The organism is Spirosoma fluviale (assembly GCF_900230225.1).
Lineage (GTDB): Bacteria > Bacteroidota > Bacteroidia > Cytophagales > Spirosomataceae > Spirosoma > Spirosoma fluviale.
In genome coordinates, this window is the sequence record NZ_OCNH01000004.1 from 121,124 (window position 1) to 139,536 (window position 18,413).

Below are 18,413 nucleotides of genomic sequence, written 5' to 3' on the forward strand. Positions count from 1 at the left end.
CCATATGAAAGGCGCGGGTATTTACCCGCGCCAGCTCCAAGACCCTATGCCTTCGGCCGTTTGTATAACGGCACTGTGCTACAGGGCTCGCCAAATAACAGACTTTGCACAACAGGACGGAGTACACGCGTAATCTCCACATAAGCCGCCGTGGGCACGGGTACTTTTGAGCAACCTTTCACCACCACACGCGCATCCCGATAATCGTCGGGGTTGATTCCGGCAATGGCGTCGTAGTAGAGTTTCTCTTCCAGATCAGATAGAGTGCCGAACACGATGGTATGGGCGAACGGCTGCAACTGTAACGTTAGCAGCATGTAAGCCCAGGTAGGTACAATGGCATCTTCCGTGCAGGTAATAGCCACGTTTCTGCCCGCATACTGGCTCCAGTCATGTTCCTTCAGGAAAGCCCGAAAGTCTTTCTCTTTCAGAATTAACCCCATGTACAGGTTGTCTTTCAGGTCGTACACAACCCGCTCGCCGGGGTGGTAATATTCCTCTAAATCGAGCGTAACAAGGCCGCTATTGGCGACGCGATTAACAATTTCAGCTTCCATAGTTCTACCGATAATACCCCCTAAACAGCCGTTCGCGGCCAGCCGTTCCGCACCACCTACCGTTTGAAAATAACCACCTTATGAGTCGTTTATTTTTGCTACTTTTGTTCTCATATAGACAACACATCCTTTAGACATTTCGTACATGAAATTTATAGTTTCCTCGTCTGTCCTGCTAAAAAACCTGCAGAATATAAACGGCGTCGTGGCAACGAATCCGATTGTCCCTATCCTTGAAAATTTCCTCTTCCGAATCGACGTTGGGGATGGTTTAACGGGCGGTACACTCACCGTAACGGCGTCGGATCTGCAAACGACCATGACGACGCAGATTCCGGTTGAAGCCAGCGAGAGCGGCTCCATTGCCATTCCAGCTAAATTACTGCTCGACACGCTCCGCAGCCTGCCCGAGCAACCTGTTACCGTGAACATCGACACCGAGACCTTCGGTACCGAAATCCTGACCGACAACGGCCGCTACAAGCTCTCCGGCGAAAACCCCATCGACTTCCCGAAACTGCCGACGGTGAACAAAAACATGTCGGTCGATATGACGTCGGATGTATTGCTCAGCGCCATTAACAACACCGTTTTTGCCACCAGCACCGATGATCTGCGTCCGGCTATGACGGGTGTACTCCTGCAACTGAATGACGATAACGCCACGTTTGTAGCCACCGACGGCCACCGGCTCATTCGCTACCGCCGGACCGACCTGAACGCGTCGGCCAGCACGTCGATCATTATTCCCCGGAAGGCCCTGCAACTGCTGAAGGCGTCGCTGCCCGAAAACGTACCCGTTACCGCCGAGTTCAGCCAGGCAAATGCGTCGTTCACCTTCGGCGGCAACGGCCGTCCGACCACGCAGTTGATCTGCCGCCTGATCGACGAGCGTTTCCCCGACTACGAAAACGCCATTCCGACCAACAACCCGAACGTAATGACCATTGGCCGGACCGACTTACTCAACTCGCTGAAGCGGATCATGATCTATGCCAACCGCACCACGCACCAGATCCGGTTGTCGTTAAAAACGAATTCGCTGACCATTTCGGCCGAAGACCTCGACTACTCCAACGAAGCCAACGAGAAACTCCTCTGCGACTACGAAGGCGATGCCATGGAAATCGGTTTTAACGCCAAGCTGATGGCCGAAGTGCTGAGCAACCTGAGCGCTAAAATGATATCGCTCGAAATGTCGGCACCGAACCGCGCCGGTCTGCTCATCCCGGCCGACAAAGAAGAAAACGAAGACATCCTGATGCTGGTAATGCCAGTGATGTTGAATACATACGCTTAGTTCTTTTTGAAGGAGTGAGGAGCGAGGAGCGAGGAGTGAGGAGTTGCTGACGCGTCTGTTTATCCGCATGCGTCAGCAACTCCTCACTCCTCGCTCCTCGCTCCTCACTCCTAACAACCTTATGTCCTCCAAACGTACGGCTCCGGCCTTAGTTTTCATTTTCATCACGCTCCTCATTGATGTTACGGGGCTGGGCATTATCATCCCGGTTTTTCCAAAACTGATTGAACAACTCATTCACGGCAACATTAGTCAGGCGGCAAGCTGGGGCGGCTGGCTATCCTTTTCGTATGCCGCCATGCAGTTTCTTTTCTCGCCTATTCTGGGCGGGCTGAGCGACCGCTTCGGGCGAAGGCCAGTGCTGTTATTCTCGTTGTTTGGCTTTGGACTCGATTACATTCTTCAGGGATTTGCGCCAACCATCGAATGGCTCTTTGTCGGGCGGTTGCTGGCGGGCGTTACCGGAGCCAGTTTCACCACCGCCACCGCTTACATTGCCGACATCAGCACTCCCGAAAAACGAGCGCAGAACTTCGGGATGATTGGGGCCGCTTTTGGTGTTGGCTTTATTCTCGGACCGGCCGCCGGTGGCTTTTTAGGGCAGTACGGTCCTCGTGTACCCTTCTTTGTGGCGGCTGGCCTAACTATGGTCAACTTCCTCTACGGCTTCTTTATCCTGCCCGAATCGCTCGCCCCCGAAAACCGGCGACCTTTCAACTGGCGACGCGCCAACCCCATTGGCTCACTCATGCGGCTGGGTAAGTATCCTGTTATCCTCGGTCTGGTGGCTTCGCTAGTGCTGGTATACATTGCCGGGTTTGCCGTGCAGGGCACCTGGACGTTCTATTCGATGGAGAAGTTTAAGTGGGACGAAAAAACCGTTGGCCTTTCGCTGGCGGCCATTGGGCTCTCCTTTGCCATCGTACAGGGTGGGCTAAGTCGAATCATCATCCCTAAACTAGGGCCGCAGCGTTCGGTTTATGTTGGCCTTACGTTCAGTGCCGTTGGATTTGCCTTGTTTGGGCTGGCCAATCAAAGCTGGATGATGTTTGCCTTCATGATCGTGTATGCCATGGGCGGCATTGCCGGGCCCTCTATTCAGGGCATCATCTCGAATCAGGTACCCGCCAATGAACAGGGCGAGTTGCAGGGAGCACTCACCAGCCTGACCAGCACGACATCCATTTTCGGACCGCTCATCATGACCAACCTATTCTCCTTCTTTACCTCGCCAACTGCGCCGGTTTACCTACCGGGTGCCCCTTTTTACCTGGCTTCGGTACTGGTTGTTATCAGTGCAATCCTGTCCCGACGCGGGCTAAACCGGAGTCTGGCTACTAGTTAATTTCACTAAGCACGGCCTTCCTCTTTTACAGAATAAAGAACCCATTACTCTTTCCGGAACTCCATTCCATCAAAAATCAGCGACTCGATCTTACCCGACGAACTCAGGTTGAACCGGGCTTTCGCTTTTCCATACCAGGCTTTTCGATAAGGCCCGTAAAATACATCGTGTTGCCAGTGTGGCAGGGTGGCAATCAGTGTATTATCGTTGATGTTCGCAACTAACCGATTGCCCGAAACGCTGATATTAGCCTTTCCATAAAGAGGGCTGTTGTAAGTTCCGGCATACTGATCCAGCGGTAGCGTTGGCGACGTGTTCAACACCCGTTTGGCGTCTGCATTCGCTTTGGCCTGCTTCTCTTCCTGCTTAATTTTTGAGTATAGCTCCTTAAACTCGGTGCTCCAGTCGCGGGTGCCACCCAGCGCAAACCAGTCGAACGCCTTGTACATGAGCGCGTGGCGAAGTTCAGCGTGGTCGTAATTTCCGAAGATGAAAACGCCCAGTTTCTCGTCGGGCAGTTGCCCGGTTATGGCCGTTAGTCCCGACAGGCTACCCGTGTGAAAATTCACCTTCCGGCCTTTGTAGTCGTGCTGATACCAGCCCAGCCCATACGTTCGCCAGTTGGGTTTCAGCAGTTGCATGGTCGGGTATTCATCTTCCGGAAAAAAAGTTTGCGGTGTAAAAATCTCGGCCCAGGTTTGGGGCTTCAGCAAACGGCCACCGCTATACTTACTACTGTCGAGCATACAAATGACCCACTTGCTAATGTCATCCGCCGAAGACCAGACCGCCCCCGCTGAACCCACCTCACTATCGGCCCCGTAGTCGATTACGGTAATGGTATCGTTGATGTTGTAATGCGGTTTGGTGAGGTTGCCATCTTTGATATAGCCCCGTTTGGGAGCCGTTCGATTCATACCCAGCGGCAGAAAAATTCGTTCCCTGATGGCTTCGGCCCAGGTTTTCCCTTCGATCCGTTCAATGATGCGCCCGGCGGCCGAGTAGAAGGTATTTTGATAGGCAAACCCGGCCCGGAAGGGGTAGCTGGGCTTTACCAGCTCCATCCGTCGGAACATTTCATTGACCGGAATCGTCATGGCACCGGTCATAAAGTCGGTACCACCCACGCCGGTGTCGTGAATGAGCAAATCCCGGATACGCAATGCCTGAGTTACGTAAGGATCATAGAGTTTGAGTTCGGGCAGGTATCGGGAAACGGGATCGTCCCAGGCGATTTTACCTTCGTCGACCAGTATACCCATGAGCGCAACGGTCATGGCTTTGGTTGTCGATGCACAGGCAAAGAGCGTTTGGGTATCCACACGCTCGGGCTTCCCCAGCTCGCGAACGCCGTAGCCTTTCTTGAAAATGACTTTGTTGTCTTTGACGACCGTGATGGACAGTCCCGGCACCTGCCAGTCTTTCCGGGCGGCCTCTACATAGGCATCGAATGCCTGAATTTGCTGGGGAGAGATCTGCTTTTGCGCCAAAGCAGTAAACGCGGTACTGGCAAAAAGCAGGAGTAGTAGGTTCCTCATGGGAGTCAGCATTTTTGTTATTCCGACGAAGGAGGAATCTTGAAGGTTGTCTTACGATAAGATTCCTCCTTCGTCGGAATGACAAAAATGCGCTCTTTTTGGCTTAATTACGAGAAACGACAAGTTAAGCACACTCCCCACACTCTATTCACAAAGGGAATACCACATTGAACTTAAGTAGCAGGGCATCTTCGGTTTTCAGTCCCATCAGCGATGGACGTTCGATGTTATGATCGCTCATGTTTACGGGAAACTCGCCGGTCAACGTTAGTTTGCCACCGGCATCTTTGCGCGTTGCCTGTAGCGTAGCGGGTTTGGCGACCCCATGAAACGTGAGCGTCCCTTTAGCAATCAGCGTACCGTTCTCACCGGGCTTAATATCCGAGCTCACAAAGGTCACGTTCGGAAATTTCAGGCCATCAAGAACTTCAATAGCGTGCGAATCCCGATTGTTGTTGTCACTGTCGAAGGAAGCCACTTTCAGGGAAACGGCCACTGTCTCGGGCTGTTTTGTCTCGTCGTTGTAGATTACGGCACCATTGACATCGTGGCTAACTCCATCCCACTTATGCAGCGGGTGTTTGGCCGAGTACGTTACCGTCGACAGCGCTTTATCGGCCACCAGCTTTCGTTTGGCCATCGGGCCGACAAAGGCACACAGAAGCCCGATAGCCAGCCAGCAGCTATACTTGATTAGGTTGTTCATGATATTAGAAAGTTAGGGCAAGAACCGAAGCCGCGTATGCGCCAAACGTGGTATAGGCAGCCGCCCGGTGATAGGGTTTAAGCGATGAATTATCCTGAATCATGCCCGCCAGAACGTTGGTGGCAACCATCCCCGTCAGGTGAACGATGGCCAGGTATTTATGCAGTTTAATGGACGTAAATCCCTTGCGGGCTCCCACTACCGGCGGAGGAGCCGTTAGCGAAAGCAAAAGCGTTGTTCCGTAAGTGACATTAATAAATGTAGCCGACCGTTCATGCCACTTTTTGGTATCGACATAATCCTGCCCTTTGGCGTTATAAAGCTTTGCGCCAATGATCCCCTGCGCAATGAACCCTGCCAGCGTGACGAAACCGCCGATCTGGTGCGCGATGAGCATCGTCCGCCGAACTTTCAATTCGTGGGCACGGCCTTCGGGCGTGAGGGGCGCAACATTCATCGACCGCAGCAAGCCTTTGGGTCCCCAGAATGCCCGTTGCGTAAAGATCATTTTATGGGGGAGCAGTTCAGGTTGCGACTGTGTTGAGTCGCTCAAACCTGCCAGCAGGTCATCCGCCGAAGCATCCGTTGCAGTGGGGGCAATAACGGTATCCCGCCGAACGGCTGTCGAATCCTGAGCACAGAGGGGACTTATCCCGAGCCACATCAGCAGGGCAAAACAAACATATCTCATCCGATCCGATTTATCAGTTAATAATTAGTCTGAAAACCGGGTCGTCCGGTTTTCAGAAGTTGGTCTGCGTTTGTGATCAGGCTGGTTACACCGTAACGGTAAGTGAGTTTCCGTCTGCACTCAGGGCTGTTTTGTACTGCGTTAGCGGGCGGGCAGCTGGACCTACCTCTACCGCACCGGTGGTACTGAACTCGGAGCCATGACTTGTGCAGAAAAAATCATTCTGAGTCGACCGATACTGCACGTCGGTTCCTTCGTGGGTACACGTTTTGGACAGGGCAACGTACTGCCCGGCGGCTGTTCTGGCCACGATCAGGCTACCAACCAACACATACTGCCCGGCGGTTTTAAGCTTACTGAAATTTGTGTCGCCCAGGCTCAATGTGAAGTTAATAACTCCTTTAGATACCTCCGAATTACCGGTTATACCCGTGCTGGGTACCGGTGTGGTCGTTGACGGTGTAGGATCATCGCTGCCCTTCGACGAGCAGGAACTTAGGGTGGTTCCCATGCAGTAAAACGCCATCAGGGCGGCACTACTCATACCCAGGCTGCGGATGAATTCTCCACGATTCATTTGGTCGGCTGTTGGATTGCTTTTCATTGGTTGTGCTTTGGTTTATTTCGTGTAGTAACAATAATTACCAGCCAGCCCGGTTTAATCGGGGATGTGCTTTTAAAGTTTGTAGCGAATTGAGAAAAAAGTACCGGTACTCAGCAAATCGATTTTGAAAAACCCAACACCCTTCAGTGGCATTTTGATGAAAGGTTCTACCTGCCAGGACAAGCGTTTTGTTAATGTCCGCTCGTAGCCAACAGATAGGTTCAATTGACTGAAGCCGTAGCCGCCAGTACTATAGCTGGCTTCTTTTCTTACATTATACGTGTGGGGCGGATAAGTATACACATAATCCTCTTTTTTAATATAATAGCTGGTTACACCACCGGACACAAACCATCGGCTCGGTGCCAATCCACTCATCCGGGGGCGAAGTAACACGTCATAGCGAATGTTGATCGGAATATCGAACATGTTACACTGCCCATCAATACTAAGCGGTTTAACAATAGTGCCTCCATTATTCCAGGTGCCTTGAGGAGCCCTATATTCCGACCCTAGCGCCTGGTATATTTTCGTACTTTGAATAAGTCCAGCCTGCACACTCCAGCGGGAAGCCAGCCGGTACTCCAGGAGTAAACCTACGTTTGTACCGGGCCGGGTGAAGTTTTTCAACCCTACCGAACTCAAATCGGGCGCTACGGCCAATCGAACACTAAATCCACGTTCTACGGGTGGCGTTGGCACTACGCTCGGCTCGGCCGGAGCTGGCGGGGAAGCTACGACCAGATCCCGACCGATAAATGGCAGCGCTTTAGGCCAGTTTGCAGGCCGGATTGCCAATTCGTTGATAACTGACAATCCGGCTGCTTCTGCTTGAACTTCATTAGGTTGGTTAATAGCCTCAGTGGTGTTTGTAAGACTAACAGATACCGATCTTCGATTTCGTTCCGATGAGCGTTTCGTTACCGATGATACTCCTAAACTCATCTTCGGGTAGTTTACATTATCAATGGTAGCACGTACACCGTTGTTAACACGCTCAGATTTAGTCCGCTTTACCTTGAAAACCGACTCAGTCATTGGTTTTGCAGTGCGTTGCTTACCCAGTTTTTCACCAACTGTCGTTACTGGAATACGCTCAGAAGGCATGGCCCGGTTAGGGGTGGCTTCTATACGATCCGCTTCGGTTCGTCTGGCACTTACTTCGTACGCAGGCTTTTCCTCTTTCGTTGCATTCGCTTCTACGGACGCTGTCGGCGTTTTCGCCGTTTCCGGCGCAACGGGTTGAGCATCTTTCTCAACCGACGGCCCCGAGACACTCGTCGATCTGGCGTTGGCTTGCACGGAGTCTATTTCTGAAATTTTTCCCTTCGCCGATGGCTGCCGAGTGGGCGGAATCGGTGCAGTCAATGGCGCATTGGTATCTATTGGCGGTAGCACAACGGCCACGACCGATGAGGAATCGCGACCATTGGTAACGCTATTATAGGTATAGTAACTACCAAACATCAACAATAAAAGCAGAGAAATGACGGTCCCCCATCGAATAATACTCTTCCAAAGTGGTGTTTTACCGGGCACAGTCCCATCGTGCTCGTCCAGTCGGCTTTTCATATCCTGCCAGGCAGACGGGTCAAACGGTGGATCAAACTCTTCAGCCGACTTTCTGAAGAGCCCGTCCAATTGGTCATCGGTTAGCTCTGACATACTCATCGTTGTTTAAGCGCTTTAGTAACGTGCGCAGGTTTTCCCGTGCCCGGGCCAGGTTCGACTTCGACGCGCCTACGGAAATGCCGAGTTGACCGGCAATTTCCTCGTGCGTGAATCCATCCATAACATACAAATTAAATACTAGCCGATAGGCCGGTGACAGCCGTTGAATGAGGCCCATCAGCTCTTCGTGAGCCAACTGCCCAAAGGCATCGGCCGATTCGGTCGCCATGGTCTGTTCAACCTGTTCTACAGCCTCATGGTTATGATGCCGCACCTCCTGTCGGTAGTGATCAATGGCCGCATTAATTAAAATTCGCCGAAGCCACCCCTTAAACGGCTGCGTAGAATCGTACTGATCCAATCGGGTAAATACCTTCAAAAACCCATCATTCAATACTTCCAGCGCTCCCTCCCGAGTGGGGGCGTACCGTAGGCAAACACTCATAGCATAGCCATAGAATTGCTTATAGAGCAACTCCTGACTTTTCCGCTGGTTGCGTAAGCAGCCAGCCAGAAGGTCATTCAAGGCAAGTATGTTAGGCGCGTTGGACAAAGTAACCCGTTAGAAAATAGTACTATTGACTTCACAGCAAATCAGTAAACTGGTGGCTCTTATTTTGTGCACGCAATCGGTTGGTGGAACTGCTGCTCACCAACCAATGCTCGTACTCATTTAATCAAGAGCAACGGACGACGTTGTATTCACCACTGGCCAGACACCCGGCCTTGGTACACTTACCCCTAAGGTTTTACCTCTGATGCCCTGATCCGGTCCAAAATAATAGAGCGGCCAACCTTTATACGTTAGCTGTGTTTTGCCTACTGCTGTAATCGTTTTAAAGTCATTTCTGTCCAGTACTGAGGGGATTTCGCCAATCGTGGACGGCGTCACAAATATGGGCCAGGTAGCATCATTACTTAAATCCGCCTTTGTGTATTTATTTACGTTTTTCTTGTCGAAAGCGTATGCATATAAAGTACGTCCAACGCTATCGACTAAAAACAGTGAATTACCAATTCCCTCTTTAGTGTCAAATGTATAGTTTTTCCCATCATTACCAACCAGTTGTCGGGAAGCCAGCATCACGGTATAATTCGTTTTGGCCGCCATCCATACATTGCCTACTTTATCACCGCTGACATCACCAGCTTTGGCATCGTTTTTAAAGTAGTAGAGCGGCCAGCCTTTAAACGTCGTTTGTTTACTACCATCGGCCCGCGTAATTGTAGCAAAATCACTCACTTTCAAACCGGTACCCAGCGTAAGATCCGTCGCTTCTTTGTAAAAAATGGGCCAGTTGTCTTTACAGGTTCCGGTACAGGTGCCGTCTCCGGCCACATCACCAGCGTAAAAATAGAGCGTTTTTCCCCCTTCGCCCGTCATTACAGTGCCAACAGAGGATGTTGCCAGGGAAATAGCCGGTGATACAACCGCCGGGTTTTCTTCTTTACAGGAAAAAAGGACCACGATCAACAGAAGTGCTGCAACCAGGGATGGGTTGACGTAAACGATTCGTTTCATGTTATCAACTGTGTTTAAAGATGGAAAAAGAACAGTTGAACCGGTTCGTTCGTCAATACGGGTGGTTTGGCAAACAGGTTGCGTCGATTGCCAAAAAAATCAACTTTCCTTATCGGCGCGCCGGTCAGCACGGATTTCGGGGATCGTGTCGGGGTCAATTAATCCTAATGACGCGGCATGTTCGGCAGCAGCAACGGTATCGGCAACCAGCAGCATGGGTACTTTACTGGCCTCGGTGGTTCGGATGAGTTCGCGGATGGATTCGTCGCGCTGATCGGGAGTTACATCGCGGATGTAAATGGCCAGAATGCGGCCGGGATTTTCGCGTACCACCTGCGTATAGATTTCGGGATCCTGCTGTCCACTATCGCCGATGAGCACAAAGGGCAGCTGCGGGTTTACGTCCAGCACTTTCCGAATCATGGACAGTTTGTGCGTATGATGCCCCTGAGACGATAGCAGTTTGGCGCTAAGTTCCAACTCACGAAGTAGAATTGGCCCTTTTGGAATGCCCTGAATACGAAAAAAATCGACCAGCAGATCGTACAGATTCCAGGGGCTGCTCGACACAAAATAAATTGGATTGAACAAGGTCGTAACCGGCCCACTCTGCAACGCCCGGTAAAAAGCGGCTATTCCTTCAAACGGCAGCCGGGTATAGGCGTTCCCGAGAAACGTGAGTTTGGCGGTTTGCAGTAGATTGGTCGCATCCGTAAAAAGTACCGTATCATCAATATCGGAAATAACCCCAAAGCGACTGTACGGGGGCGAAATCATCAAATACCCCTCTTTTACGACTGGCTGGGCCGCACCAGGCGGGGCCACATCAGGCTGAGCCGCATCAGGCTGGTTACTTTCACTTAGTTCAGTTGCGGGTTGCTCAATGCCATCCAGCGAGTAGCGAACGGGAAACCAGGCCCGTCCCGGTGGCAGATCATTGGGAGGGTTGATGGTCACCTCAAAAAAGCCATCCTTATCCGTTACGGCCATGTGTGTTTGCCCGAAAGCCTCAATACGTACGGTTACGCCAGACACTTCTCGACTGCCAAAGCGTTGGTAGGTTGCCAGAAGGTTTTGCAGGAATGTATCCCGGTCGCTGGGAGTGCTTAAATCTCGCTGGCGCAATACGCGCCCCGTGAGCCAGACGGCCGTTGGGCTACCGAAGCCTCGGTAATAAATAATTCGGTACGGTTTACGGGCGTCGAGCCGACCAAAGAGCCGGTTCTTAAGTCGGTCGAACTGGGTTTCGGCATCAGCTGATGCATTTCCTGAAAAATCATCCCAAAAAGCCATAATTTGTATTTAATCAAGGGGTTTTGCGGTGCCGAAGTTCGTTTTTGCGAAGATGCTTGTCCGATTTTCGGCCATCCGGGGGTTTAGTGATAACTTGCAGCCAATTTACTTGTCAGCCTACAGCCAACAATCAGTTATTTTTCCTGTAATTACATGATTTGCCTGGCGTAGACTACTCATCATTAAAAACCATGAGCAAACAAATTGTTTATACCGACGACGCTCCGGCTCCCATCGGCCCATACAGTCAGGCTGTTAAAATTAATGGAACCCTCTTCGTATCGGGCCAGGTAGCTATCGAGCTGTCTATCCAGGGCGATATTCAGGCCGAAACGCAAAAGGTAATGGAAAATATTGGGGCTATTTTAAAAGCCGCCGGTATGGATTACCCGAACGTGGTCAAGAGTAGTATTTTCGTAAAAGACATGAATAACTTCGCGGCCATCAATGAAATCTACGGCCGGTTTTTCACCGAAAACCCACCTGCCCGCGAAACCGTAGAAGTAGCCCGCCTACCAAAAGATGTTAACGTTGAAATTTCAGTAATAGCCGTTCAATAGTGAATGAGCGAATGAAAGAATGAGTGAATACTGTCAATAGGCCATTCACTCATTCCTTCATTCACTTATTCACTCATTCATACTTATATGTCAAGACCCGTTCGCGTTCGTTTCGCGCCCAGCCCTACCGGCCCGCTACACATTGGCGGAGTGCGTACTGCGCTTTATAATTATTTGTTTGCCCGGAAAATGGGCGGAAAAATGCTCCTGCGTATCGAAGATACCGACCAGAATCGCTTCGTACCGGGTGCCGAAGAGTATATTCTGGAATCCTTAAAATGGGTTGGTATTGAAATCGACGAAGGCCAGGGTACCGGTGGCCCCCATGCGCCCTACCGCCAGTCGGAACGCAGGGAAATTTACCAGAAGGAAGCCCAGCGGTTAGTCAATGAAGGCAAAGCCTATTACGCCTTCGACACAGCCGAAGAACTGGATGCCATGCGTAAGCGGCTCGAAGAAGCCAATGCCCCGGCAGCTCAATACAACGCCATCACGCGGATGCAGATGCGCAACTCTCTGACCATGAAGCCCGAAGACGTAAGGGCACGCATGGACGCGGGCGAACCGTTTGTGATCCGGCTGAAAACACCCCGCAAAGAAGAAGTTCGGCTCAACGACATGATTCGTGGTTGGGTAAATGTGCATTCGTCGGCCATTGACGATAAAGTGTTGCTGAAATCTGACGGCTTACCGACCTATCACCTCGCCAACATCGTGGACGATCACCTGATGGAAATCACGCACGTGATCCGGGGTGAAGAGTGGTTGCCCTCGGCCCCGCTGCACGTGCTGCTGTACCGCTATCTGGGTTGGGAAGATACCATGCCGCAATTTGCTCACCTGCCGCTGCTCCTCAAGCCCGAAGGCAATGGCAAACTCAGCAAACGCGACGCCGACCTCGGCGGTTTCCCAATCTTTCCGCTCCAGTGGACCGACCCATTCACGGGTGTAACGGCGCGTGGATTCCGGGAAGACGGTTACCTGCCCGAAGCCACCATCAACTTCCTGGCCCTGCTGGGCTGGAACCCCGGTACAGAACAGGAACTGTTTACGATGGATGAGTTGATCGCCAGCTTCGATATTGCACAGGTGCATAAAGCGGGAGCGCGTTTCGACATTCAGAAAGCGCAGTGGTTCAACCACCAGTACATTCGCCTGCAACCCGACGCCGACCTGGCCCCCGCCGTTCAGCAACAGGCCGAAGCCGCTGGTTTTAGCTGTTCTTTGGAGAAAGCCGAGAAGATTACGGCCCTGCTCAAGGGACGCGTCAACTTCGCACACGAAATCTTCACGGAAGCCGGTACGATCTTCAACGCGCCAACTACCTACGACGAAGCTATCGTAACTGCCAAATGGAACGACGATGCCAAAAAGGCTGTCGCCGTTTTCCGGGATGCGCTGCAATCATTTGCTGGTGACTTCATAGCCGATAACATTAAGCACACCCTTGGCAATGCCATGCAGCAGGCGGGTATCAAGCAGGGTAAAATCATGCAGGCCATGCGGCTAGCTCTCACCGGTTCCGGAGCTGGTCCCGACCTGATGCTGACGATGGAAATCATTGGCAAAGACGAAACCGTGAAGCGTCTGGAGAAGTCACTGGCAACGCTGGGGTAAGACTGATGGTTGTAAGCTGGCGCGGGTTTGAACCCGTGCCTTTTTATAAAGTCAGTATTCACTGACGCAAGCGAATGCTTGCCAAATGAAAAGGCACGGGTTCAAACCCGCGCCAACTTACACCAGCATCCATTTAATTTTTTAAACTTATACGCCAAACCGGGGTTTCGGTCTTTGAGACCTTATAGGTTTGTCATAAACCACGAATCTCATGGCAAAGAAAAAAACCAATCCCGACGAGAATGATAAGCCCCGCGTTCATAAAGAACTCGAAGGTTTCGACATTCAGATAAACTCATTCGGCGAAATCACGACGAGTTTTGACATTGACCGGATCAATCAGTTCCTGAACAAAACGGTTGATGATAAGAAGCTTCGTCACCGTACCGATCTGAATCTGAAAGGTGAGCCGGATGAAGACCAGAAAGACGAGGAATCCGACGATGATCACCTCTTCGATGAGACGGACAACGATTTACCCGACGACATCAACCAACGCTAAAAACCCGACCCGCTAAAACGCCCGGTCGGGCTTTTTTTGGGCCGTTCGTCAGAAAATTTACCAGTAAACTGCGTGCCATTCATTAGTTTTCGCCCATTATTACCCGTTTAGGCTAACCAAAACTGACTATGTACGCTCACGAAATCGACTACAAGATTATTGGCGAAGACATCCAGATCGTTGAAATAGAACTGGACCCAAACGAAACCGTTATTGCCGAAGCGGGTTCGATGCTCTATATGGAAGACGGCATCACTTTCGAAACCAAAATGGGCGACGGCTCGCAGCCTGACCAGGGATTTCTGGGCAAGCTCCTTCAGGCCGGTTCGCGCATGGTTATGGGTGAGTCGCTGTTCATGACGCACTTCACCAACCGGGGAATTGGCAAGCGGAAAGTCGCTTTTTCGGCTCCTTACCCCGGCACGATCATGCCGATCAACATGGCGAATGTGTATGGGAATACCCTTATCGTTCAGAAAGATGCTTTCCTCTGCGCGGCTCTGGGCACGAAACTAAGCATTCACTTTAATCAAAAAATAGGCGCGGGCTTGTTCGGTGGCGAAGGCTTTATCCTGGAAAAAGTTCAAAGCGACGGTATGGCCTTTATTCACGCCGGTGGTGTGGTCATCGAAAGAACATTGAACAACGAAGTCCTGCGTGTCGATACAGGGTGTGTCGTGGGTTTCGAGCCAAGCATCAACTTCGATGTTCAACGGGCGGGTGGCCTGCGCAGCATGGTTTTTGGTGGAGAAGGCCTGTTTCTGGCTACGTTGCGCGGCTCCGGTAAAGTCTGGATTCAGTCGATGCCAATCTCTAAACTAGTCCAGCGCCTATCGACCGGCAGTGCCCAAAGCCATAAAGAAGGCGGCTCCGTGCTGGGTCAGTTGGGAAATCTGTTTGAAGGCTGACCGATCTCAATAGAACACAGATTTTTATGATCTATATGATTACGTGGATGTTTGGTAGGGTCGGCTACATATAGTCGTTTCCACAGTAGTCAATCATAATTATCATAAAAATCTGTGTTCTATTTTAGGACATTTGTCATCAAATTAGTGTTAACCACCAAAATCCGTTCGGATTTTCAGGAGGTTTCTGCTGCAATCAAGAAAATCCTTTGAATCTGATAAATCCCGGTTCAGACAACTATGGAAGTTATTTGCACAAACGACAATTTTCCGGCACCCGTGCTGGCCTTTTATGCTGAGTTTGGCATACAGACGCCAAAACGCGACCAGATGTATACCATTCGGCAGGTAAAACGCCATACCACTGGCGACACGGGCGTATTACTGAACGAAATCAAGAACCCCGATGTGCCGGTAAAACACCCGGTCATGGGCGAAGTCTGGTTTGAACCTACCTTCAACATCAACCGGTTTGCTACCCTGATGAGCCAGCCGGTTATGAAAGAAGAGCTGGAAGACGTGAATGCTTAATTGACATCGGTATATTCTTTATGCACAGCCCGGCACGAAACCGCCGGGCTTTTGCGTTTAGATGTAGCCCGGACGGCCACGTCCGGGATAGAAAGTCATGATTTTAGCTACCCGGACGTGGCCGTCCGGGCTACCTATACTCTGTGATAAAATACGCACTCATTCTGCTGACCGGACTGGTTTTAGCCGCCTGTGGCAACGACGCTTCGGAAAATTACGTACCGAAACCAAAGGGTTACCCCCGTTTTGATCTGCCTACGCCTAACTATAAACTGATCGACCCGACGCACCCGTACCAGTTCGAATACAACTCAATTGCTAAAATTCTGCCCGATACCTTCGCCCGATCGGAGCCGCACTGGATTTTCATTCACTATCCTCAGTTCAAGGCCAGCGTTCAATTGACGTACAAACCGGTAAACAACGACGTGAACCGACTGCGGGCCATGCTTGAGGATGCCTACAAACTGGCAGCCCGACACAATATCAAAGCGTACGCCATCGAGCAGCGTAAAATCCGGTTGAAATCCGGTCTGGAAGCCAGTGTCATTGATTTAGCGGGTGAGGTGCCCAGCCAGGTGCAGTTTGTTACGACCGACTCAACAACCCATTTTCTGCGCGGGGCCTTGTACTTTAACACGGCAACTGAAAACGATTCACTGCAACCCGTTATTCAGTACATTCGCAAGGATATTATGCACATGCTGAATACGCTGAAATGGCGTAAATAGGCCCCTGCTTGACGGCACCGTTTACAACCATTCAATACTCCAACCGGTTATTTAGAAAACATTGCCCTAATGAAATTACTCACCACGTTATTCCTCTGCCTCTCGCTTTCCGGTGCCATCGCTCAAACAAAGAAACCAGCGACGAAAGTAGCCGCCAAACCAGCCGTTGCAGCTACGAAAACGCCCGGACAGCTTATTTACGAACAAAACTGTCTTACCTGCCATCAGGCTACCGGCTCCGGCGTACCCAATCTGAATCCGCCTTTACGAGGAACGGACTGGGTTCTGGGCGATAAGACCCGACTGATCAATGTGCTGCTGAAAGGACTGGAGGGGCAGGAAATTGAAGGCGATATGTACGACAACGCCATGCCCGCCCATGACTTTCTGAACGACACGCAAATTGCCGATGTGCTCACCTATATCCGAAGCAACTTCGGCAACAAGGCCGATGCCGTAACTGCCGATGAAGTGAAGGCGTTGCGGGGTAAGTGAGGCCAACATGTACTAAACAGCTTCTAGCTGTTTGAGAGTTGCAATCTGAACCCAATTAGCCTTCGGCTCAAACAGCCAGAGGCTGTTTGGTACCTACATAAACTACGTCTGAATCACGCCCACCGAAAACCGCTTCGTGATGGGCGCATGATTAGCTGCCGAAATACCTTCCGATAGAATTTTGCGGGTATCGAGCGGGTCGATGACCGCGTCGACCCACAAACGGGCGGCTGCGTAATAGGGCGACAGCTGGGCGTTGTACTGATCCGTTATTTTGTCCAGTTGCGCCTGTTCTTCTTCGGGTGTCATGGGCTGGCCCTTGGCTTTCTGAGCCGCCACCTGAATCTGAAGCAACGTTTTAGCGGCCGATGCGCCACTCATCACGGCCATTTGTGCCGTTGGCCAGGCCAGCATCAGCCGGGGGTCATAGGCTTTGCCGCACATGGCGTAATTACCCGCCCCGTAACTATTGCCGACCACCACCGTAAATTTGGGCACGACCGAGTTTGCCATCGCGCTAACCATCTTGGCACCGTCTTTTATGATGCCTCCCTGCTCGGCCCGGCTGCCGACCATAAAGCCCGACACGTCTTGCAAAAACACCAGCGGAATCCGTTTCTGATTGCAGTTCATGATGAACCGGGCGGCTTTGTCGGCGGCATCGCCGTAAATAACCCCGCCCATCTGCATTTCTGTTGGTTGCCCCGTCCTCCCTTTAGCTTTTACCACCTTTCGCTGATTGGCGACGATACCCACCGCCCAGCCGTCAATTCGTGCATAACCACAAATCAGCGACTGCCCATAACCGGGTTTATACGCATCGAAGGCCGAGTTATCCACAAGTCTATCCACAATCTCCTGCATGTCGTAGGGCTTTACCCGATCGGCAGGAAGGATCTGGTAAATGTCGGCGGGATTTTTAGTGGGCAGTGCCGGTTCGACCCGGTCGAAGCCAGCGGTTAGTTGATGGCCCGTTTTATCGAAAATACGCTTGATGGCATCCAGACAGCTTTTATCGTCCGGGTAGCGGTTGTCGATCACGCCGGAAATATCGGTGTGCGTAACCGCCCCACCCAGCGTTTCGGCATCCACATCTTCGCCAATCGACGCTTTGACCAGATACGGACCCGCCAGAAATATCGATCCGGTCCCTTCCACGATCAGCGCTTCGTCGGACATGATGGGCAGGTAAGCCCCACCGGCTACGCAGCTGCCCATAACGGCCGCCACCTGTAAAACACCCATTGCAGAAAGGTGGGCATTGTTCCGAAACGTCCGGCCAAAGTGCTCTTTATCGGCAAATACCTCGTCCTGCAAGGGCAGATACACGCCCGCGCTGTCGACCAGGTAGATAATGGGGAGTTGATTCTCCATAGCAATTTCCTGCGCCCGAAGGTTCTTCTTAGCCGTAATCGGAAACCAGGCACCCGCTTTCACCGTGGCATCGTTGGCGACAATAACACATTGCCGCCCCGACACATAGCCAACACCCACAACCACCCCACCCGACGGACAACCGCCATGTTCGGCATACATGCCCTCGCCGGTAAAAAGACCGATCTCGACAAACGGCCTCCCTTCATCGGTCAGGTAAGCGATGCGTTCGCGGGCAGTCAGTTTCCCTTTTTTGTGTTGGTCATCTATCTTCTTTTGTCCGCCACCAAGCCGGGTTTTCGTGGTGCGCTGGGCAAGTTCGTCGAGGAGGATTTGCATGAATGCGGGCGAAGTGTACCAATGTTAGGCAAGTGAAAAACCCTAAAGTAAGCGAGTTGTTGTCATCCCAAAAATGTAATCGTCAAAACTAGTTAGAACAAGCTTAGCTATTTATAGCTATACCGAAAC

The 18,413-nt window shown here is 51.4% G+C and carries 19 protein-coding genes; 9 read left to right on the plus strand and 10 right to left on the minus strand.

The window, feature by feature from the left end:
- Positions 1–44 precede the first annotated feature (44 nt).
- Complete coding sequence (locus CRO74_RS21795; protein WP_097128915.1) at positions 45–557, minus strand: DUF2480 family protein; 513 nt, start codon at positions 555–557, stop codon at positions 45–47.
- A 145-nt stretch (positions 558–702) separates the two neighbouring features.
- On the opposite strand from CRO74_RS21795, the gene dnaN reads away from it, so the two are divergent.
- Together dnaN and CRO74_RS21805 are read left to right on the plus strand one after the other, a co-directional pair.
- Positions 703–1,857, plus strand: a complete 1,155-nt coding sequence (gene dnaN / locus CRO74_RS21800) for a DNA polymerase III subunit beta (RefSeq protein WP_097128917.1) — start codon at positions 703–705, stop codon at positions 1,855–1,857.
- A gap of 121 nt (positions 1,858–1,978) precedes the next feature.
- Positions 1,979–3,202 carry a TCR/Tet family MFS transporter gene (locus CRO74_RS21805; RefSeq protein ID WP_097128919.1) on the plus strand — a complete coding sequence of 408 codons (1,224 nt, stop codon included), beginning with the start codon at positions 1,979–1,981 and terminating at the stop codon, positions 3,200–3,202.
- A 44-nt stretch (positions 3,203–3,246) separates the two neighbouring features.
- Here the strand turns inward: CRO74_RS21805 and CRO74_RS21810 are convergent, their stop codons facing one another.
- The 8 genes from CRO74_RS21810 to CRO74_RS21845 form a co-directional block, all read right to left on the minus strand.
- The gene (locus CRO74_RS21810; protein WP_097129330.1) at positions 3,247–4,740 is read right to left on the minus strand and encodes a serine hydrolase; all 1,494 of its coding nucleotides are present in this window, start codon (positions 4,738–4,740) and stop codon (positions 3,247–3,249) included.
- A 148-nt stretch (positions 4,741–4,888) separates the two neighbouring features.
- Positions 4,889–5,446, minus strand: coding sequence for a YceI family protein (locus CRO74_RS21815; protein ID WP_097128921.1), 558 nt, complete (start codon positions 5,444–5,446; stop codon positions 4,889–4,891).
- A 4-nt stretch (positions 5,447–5,450) separates the two neighbouring features.
- Complete coding sequence (locus CRO74_RS21820) at positions 5,451–6,137, minus strand: hypothetical protein (protein WP_097128923.1); 687 nt, start codon at positions 6,135–6,137, stop codon at positions 5,451–5,453.
- 85 nt (positions 6,138–6,222) lie between these two features.
- Positions 6,223–6,741, minus strand: a complete 519-nt coding sequence (locus CRO74_RS21825; protein WP_097128925.1) for a QcrA and Rieske domain-containing protein — start codon at positions 6,739–6,741, stop codon at positions 6,223–6,225.
- A gap of 72 nt (positions 6,742–6,813) precedes the next feature.
- Positions 6,814–8,406 (minus strand): hypothetical protein, encoded by a 1,593-nt coding sequence (locus tag CRO74_RS21830; RefSeq protein ID WP_097128927.1) that lies wholly within the window; start codon positions 8,404–8,406, stop codon positions 6,814–6,816.
- Positions 8,387–8,965, minus strand: coding sequence for an RNA polymerase sigma factor (locus CRO74_RS21835; protein WP_097128929.1), 579 nt, complete (start codon positions 8,963–8,965; stop codon positions 8,387–8,389). The genes CRO74_RS21830 and CRO74_RS21835 overlap by 20 nt, the downstream gene beginning before the upstream one ends.
- Before the next feature lie 120 nt (positions 8,966–9,085).
- Entirely contained in the window at positions 9,086–9,934 is an 849-nt protein-coding gene (locus CRO74_RS21840) for a hypothetical protein (protein WP_097128931.1), read from the minus strand.
- Between the two features lie 99 nt (positions 9,935–10,033).
- Positions 10,034–11,227: an App1 family protein phosphatidate phosphatase gene (locus tag CRO74_RS21845; RefSeq protein ID WP_097128933.1), complete on the minus strand. Its 1,194-nt coding sequence runs from the start codon at positions 11,225–11,227 to the stop codon at positions 10,034–10,036.
- A gap of 191 nt (positions 11,228–11,418) precedes the next feature.
- Here CRO74_RS21845 and CRO74_RS21850 point away from each other — a divergent pair, with 191 nt between their 5' ends.
- The 7 genes from CRO74_RS21850 to CRO74_RS21880 all read left to right on the plus strand — a co-directional run bounded on the left by CRO74_RS21850 (position 11,419) and on the right by CRO74_RS21880 (position 16,571).
- Entirely contained in the window at positions 11,419–11,787 is a 369-nt protein-coding gene (locus CRO74_RS21850) for a Rid family detoxifying hydrolase (RefSeq protein ID WP_097128934.1), read from the plus strand.
- A gap of 87 nt (positions 11,788–11,874) precedes the next feature.
- Complete coding sequence (gltX, locus tag CRO74_RS21855) at positions 11,875–13,404, plus strand: glutamate--tRNA ligase (RefSeq protein ID WP_097128935.1); 1,530 nt, start codon at positions 11,875–11,877, stop codon at positions 13,402–13,404.
- 211 nt (positions 13,405–13,615) lie between these two features.
- Positions 13,616–13,906, plus strand: coding sequence for a hypothetical protein (locus CRO74_RS21860; RefSeq protein ID WP_097128937.1), 291 nt, complete (start codon positions 13,616–13,618; stop codon positions 13,904–13,906).
- 128 nt (positions 13,907–14,034) lie between these two features.
- A complete protein-coding gene (locus tag CRO74_RS21865) occupies positions 14,035–14,814 on the plus strand; it encodes a TIGR00266 family protein (RefSeq protein ID WP_097128939.1) in 780 nt (259 codons plus the stop codon).
- Between the two features lie 240 nt (positions 14,815–15,054).
- A complete protein-coding gene (locus CRO74_RS21870) occupies positions 15,055–15,345 on the plus strand; it encodes a hypothetical protein (protein ID WP_097128941.1) in 291 nt (96 codons plus the stop codon).
- Positions 15,346–15,488: 143 nt separating this feature from the next.
- Positions 15,489–16,076, plus strand: a complete 588-nt coding sequence (gene gldD / locus CRO74_RS21875; protein WP_097128943.1) for a gliding motility lipoprotein GldD — start codon at positions 15,489–15,491, stop codon at positions 16,074–16,076.
- Positions 16,077–16,145: 69 nt separating this feature from the next.
- Positions 16,146–16,571 carry a c-type cytochrome gene (locus tag CRO74_RS21880; protein WP_097128946.1) on the plus strand — a complete coding sequence of 142 codons (426 nt, stop codon included), beginning with the start codon at positions 16,146–16,148 and terminating at the stop codon, positions 16,569–16,571.
- Positions 16,572–16,673: 102 nt separating this feature from the next.
- Here CRO74_RS21880 and CRO74_RS21885 read toward each other — a convergent pair whose 3' ends face one another.
- A complete protein-coding gene (locus CRO74_RS21885) occupies positions 16,674–18,284 on the minus strand; it encodes an acyl-CoA carboxylase subunit beta (protein WP_097128948.1) in 1,611 nt (536 codons plus the stop codon).
- Positions 18,285–18,413 lie beyond the last annotated feature (129 nt).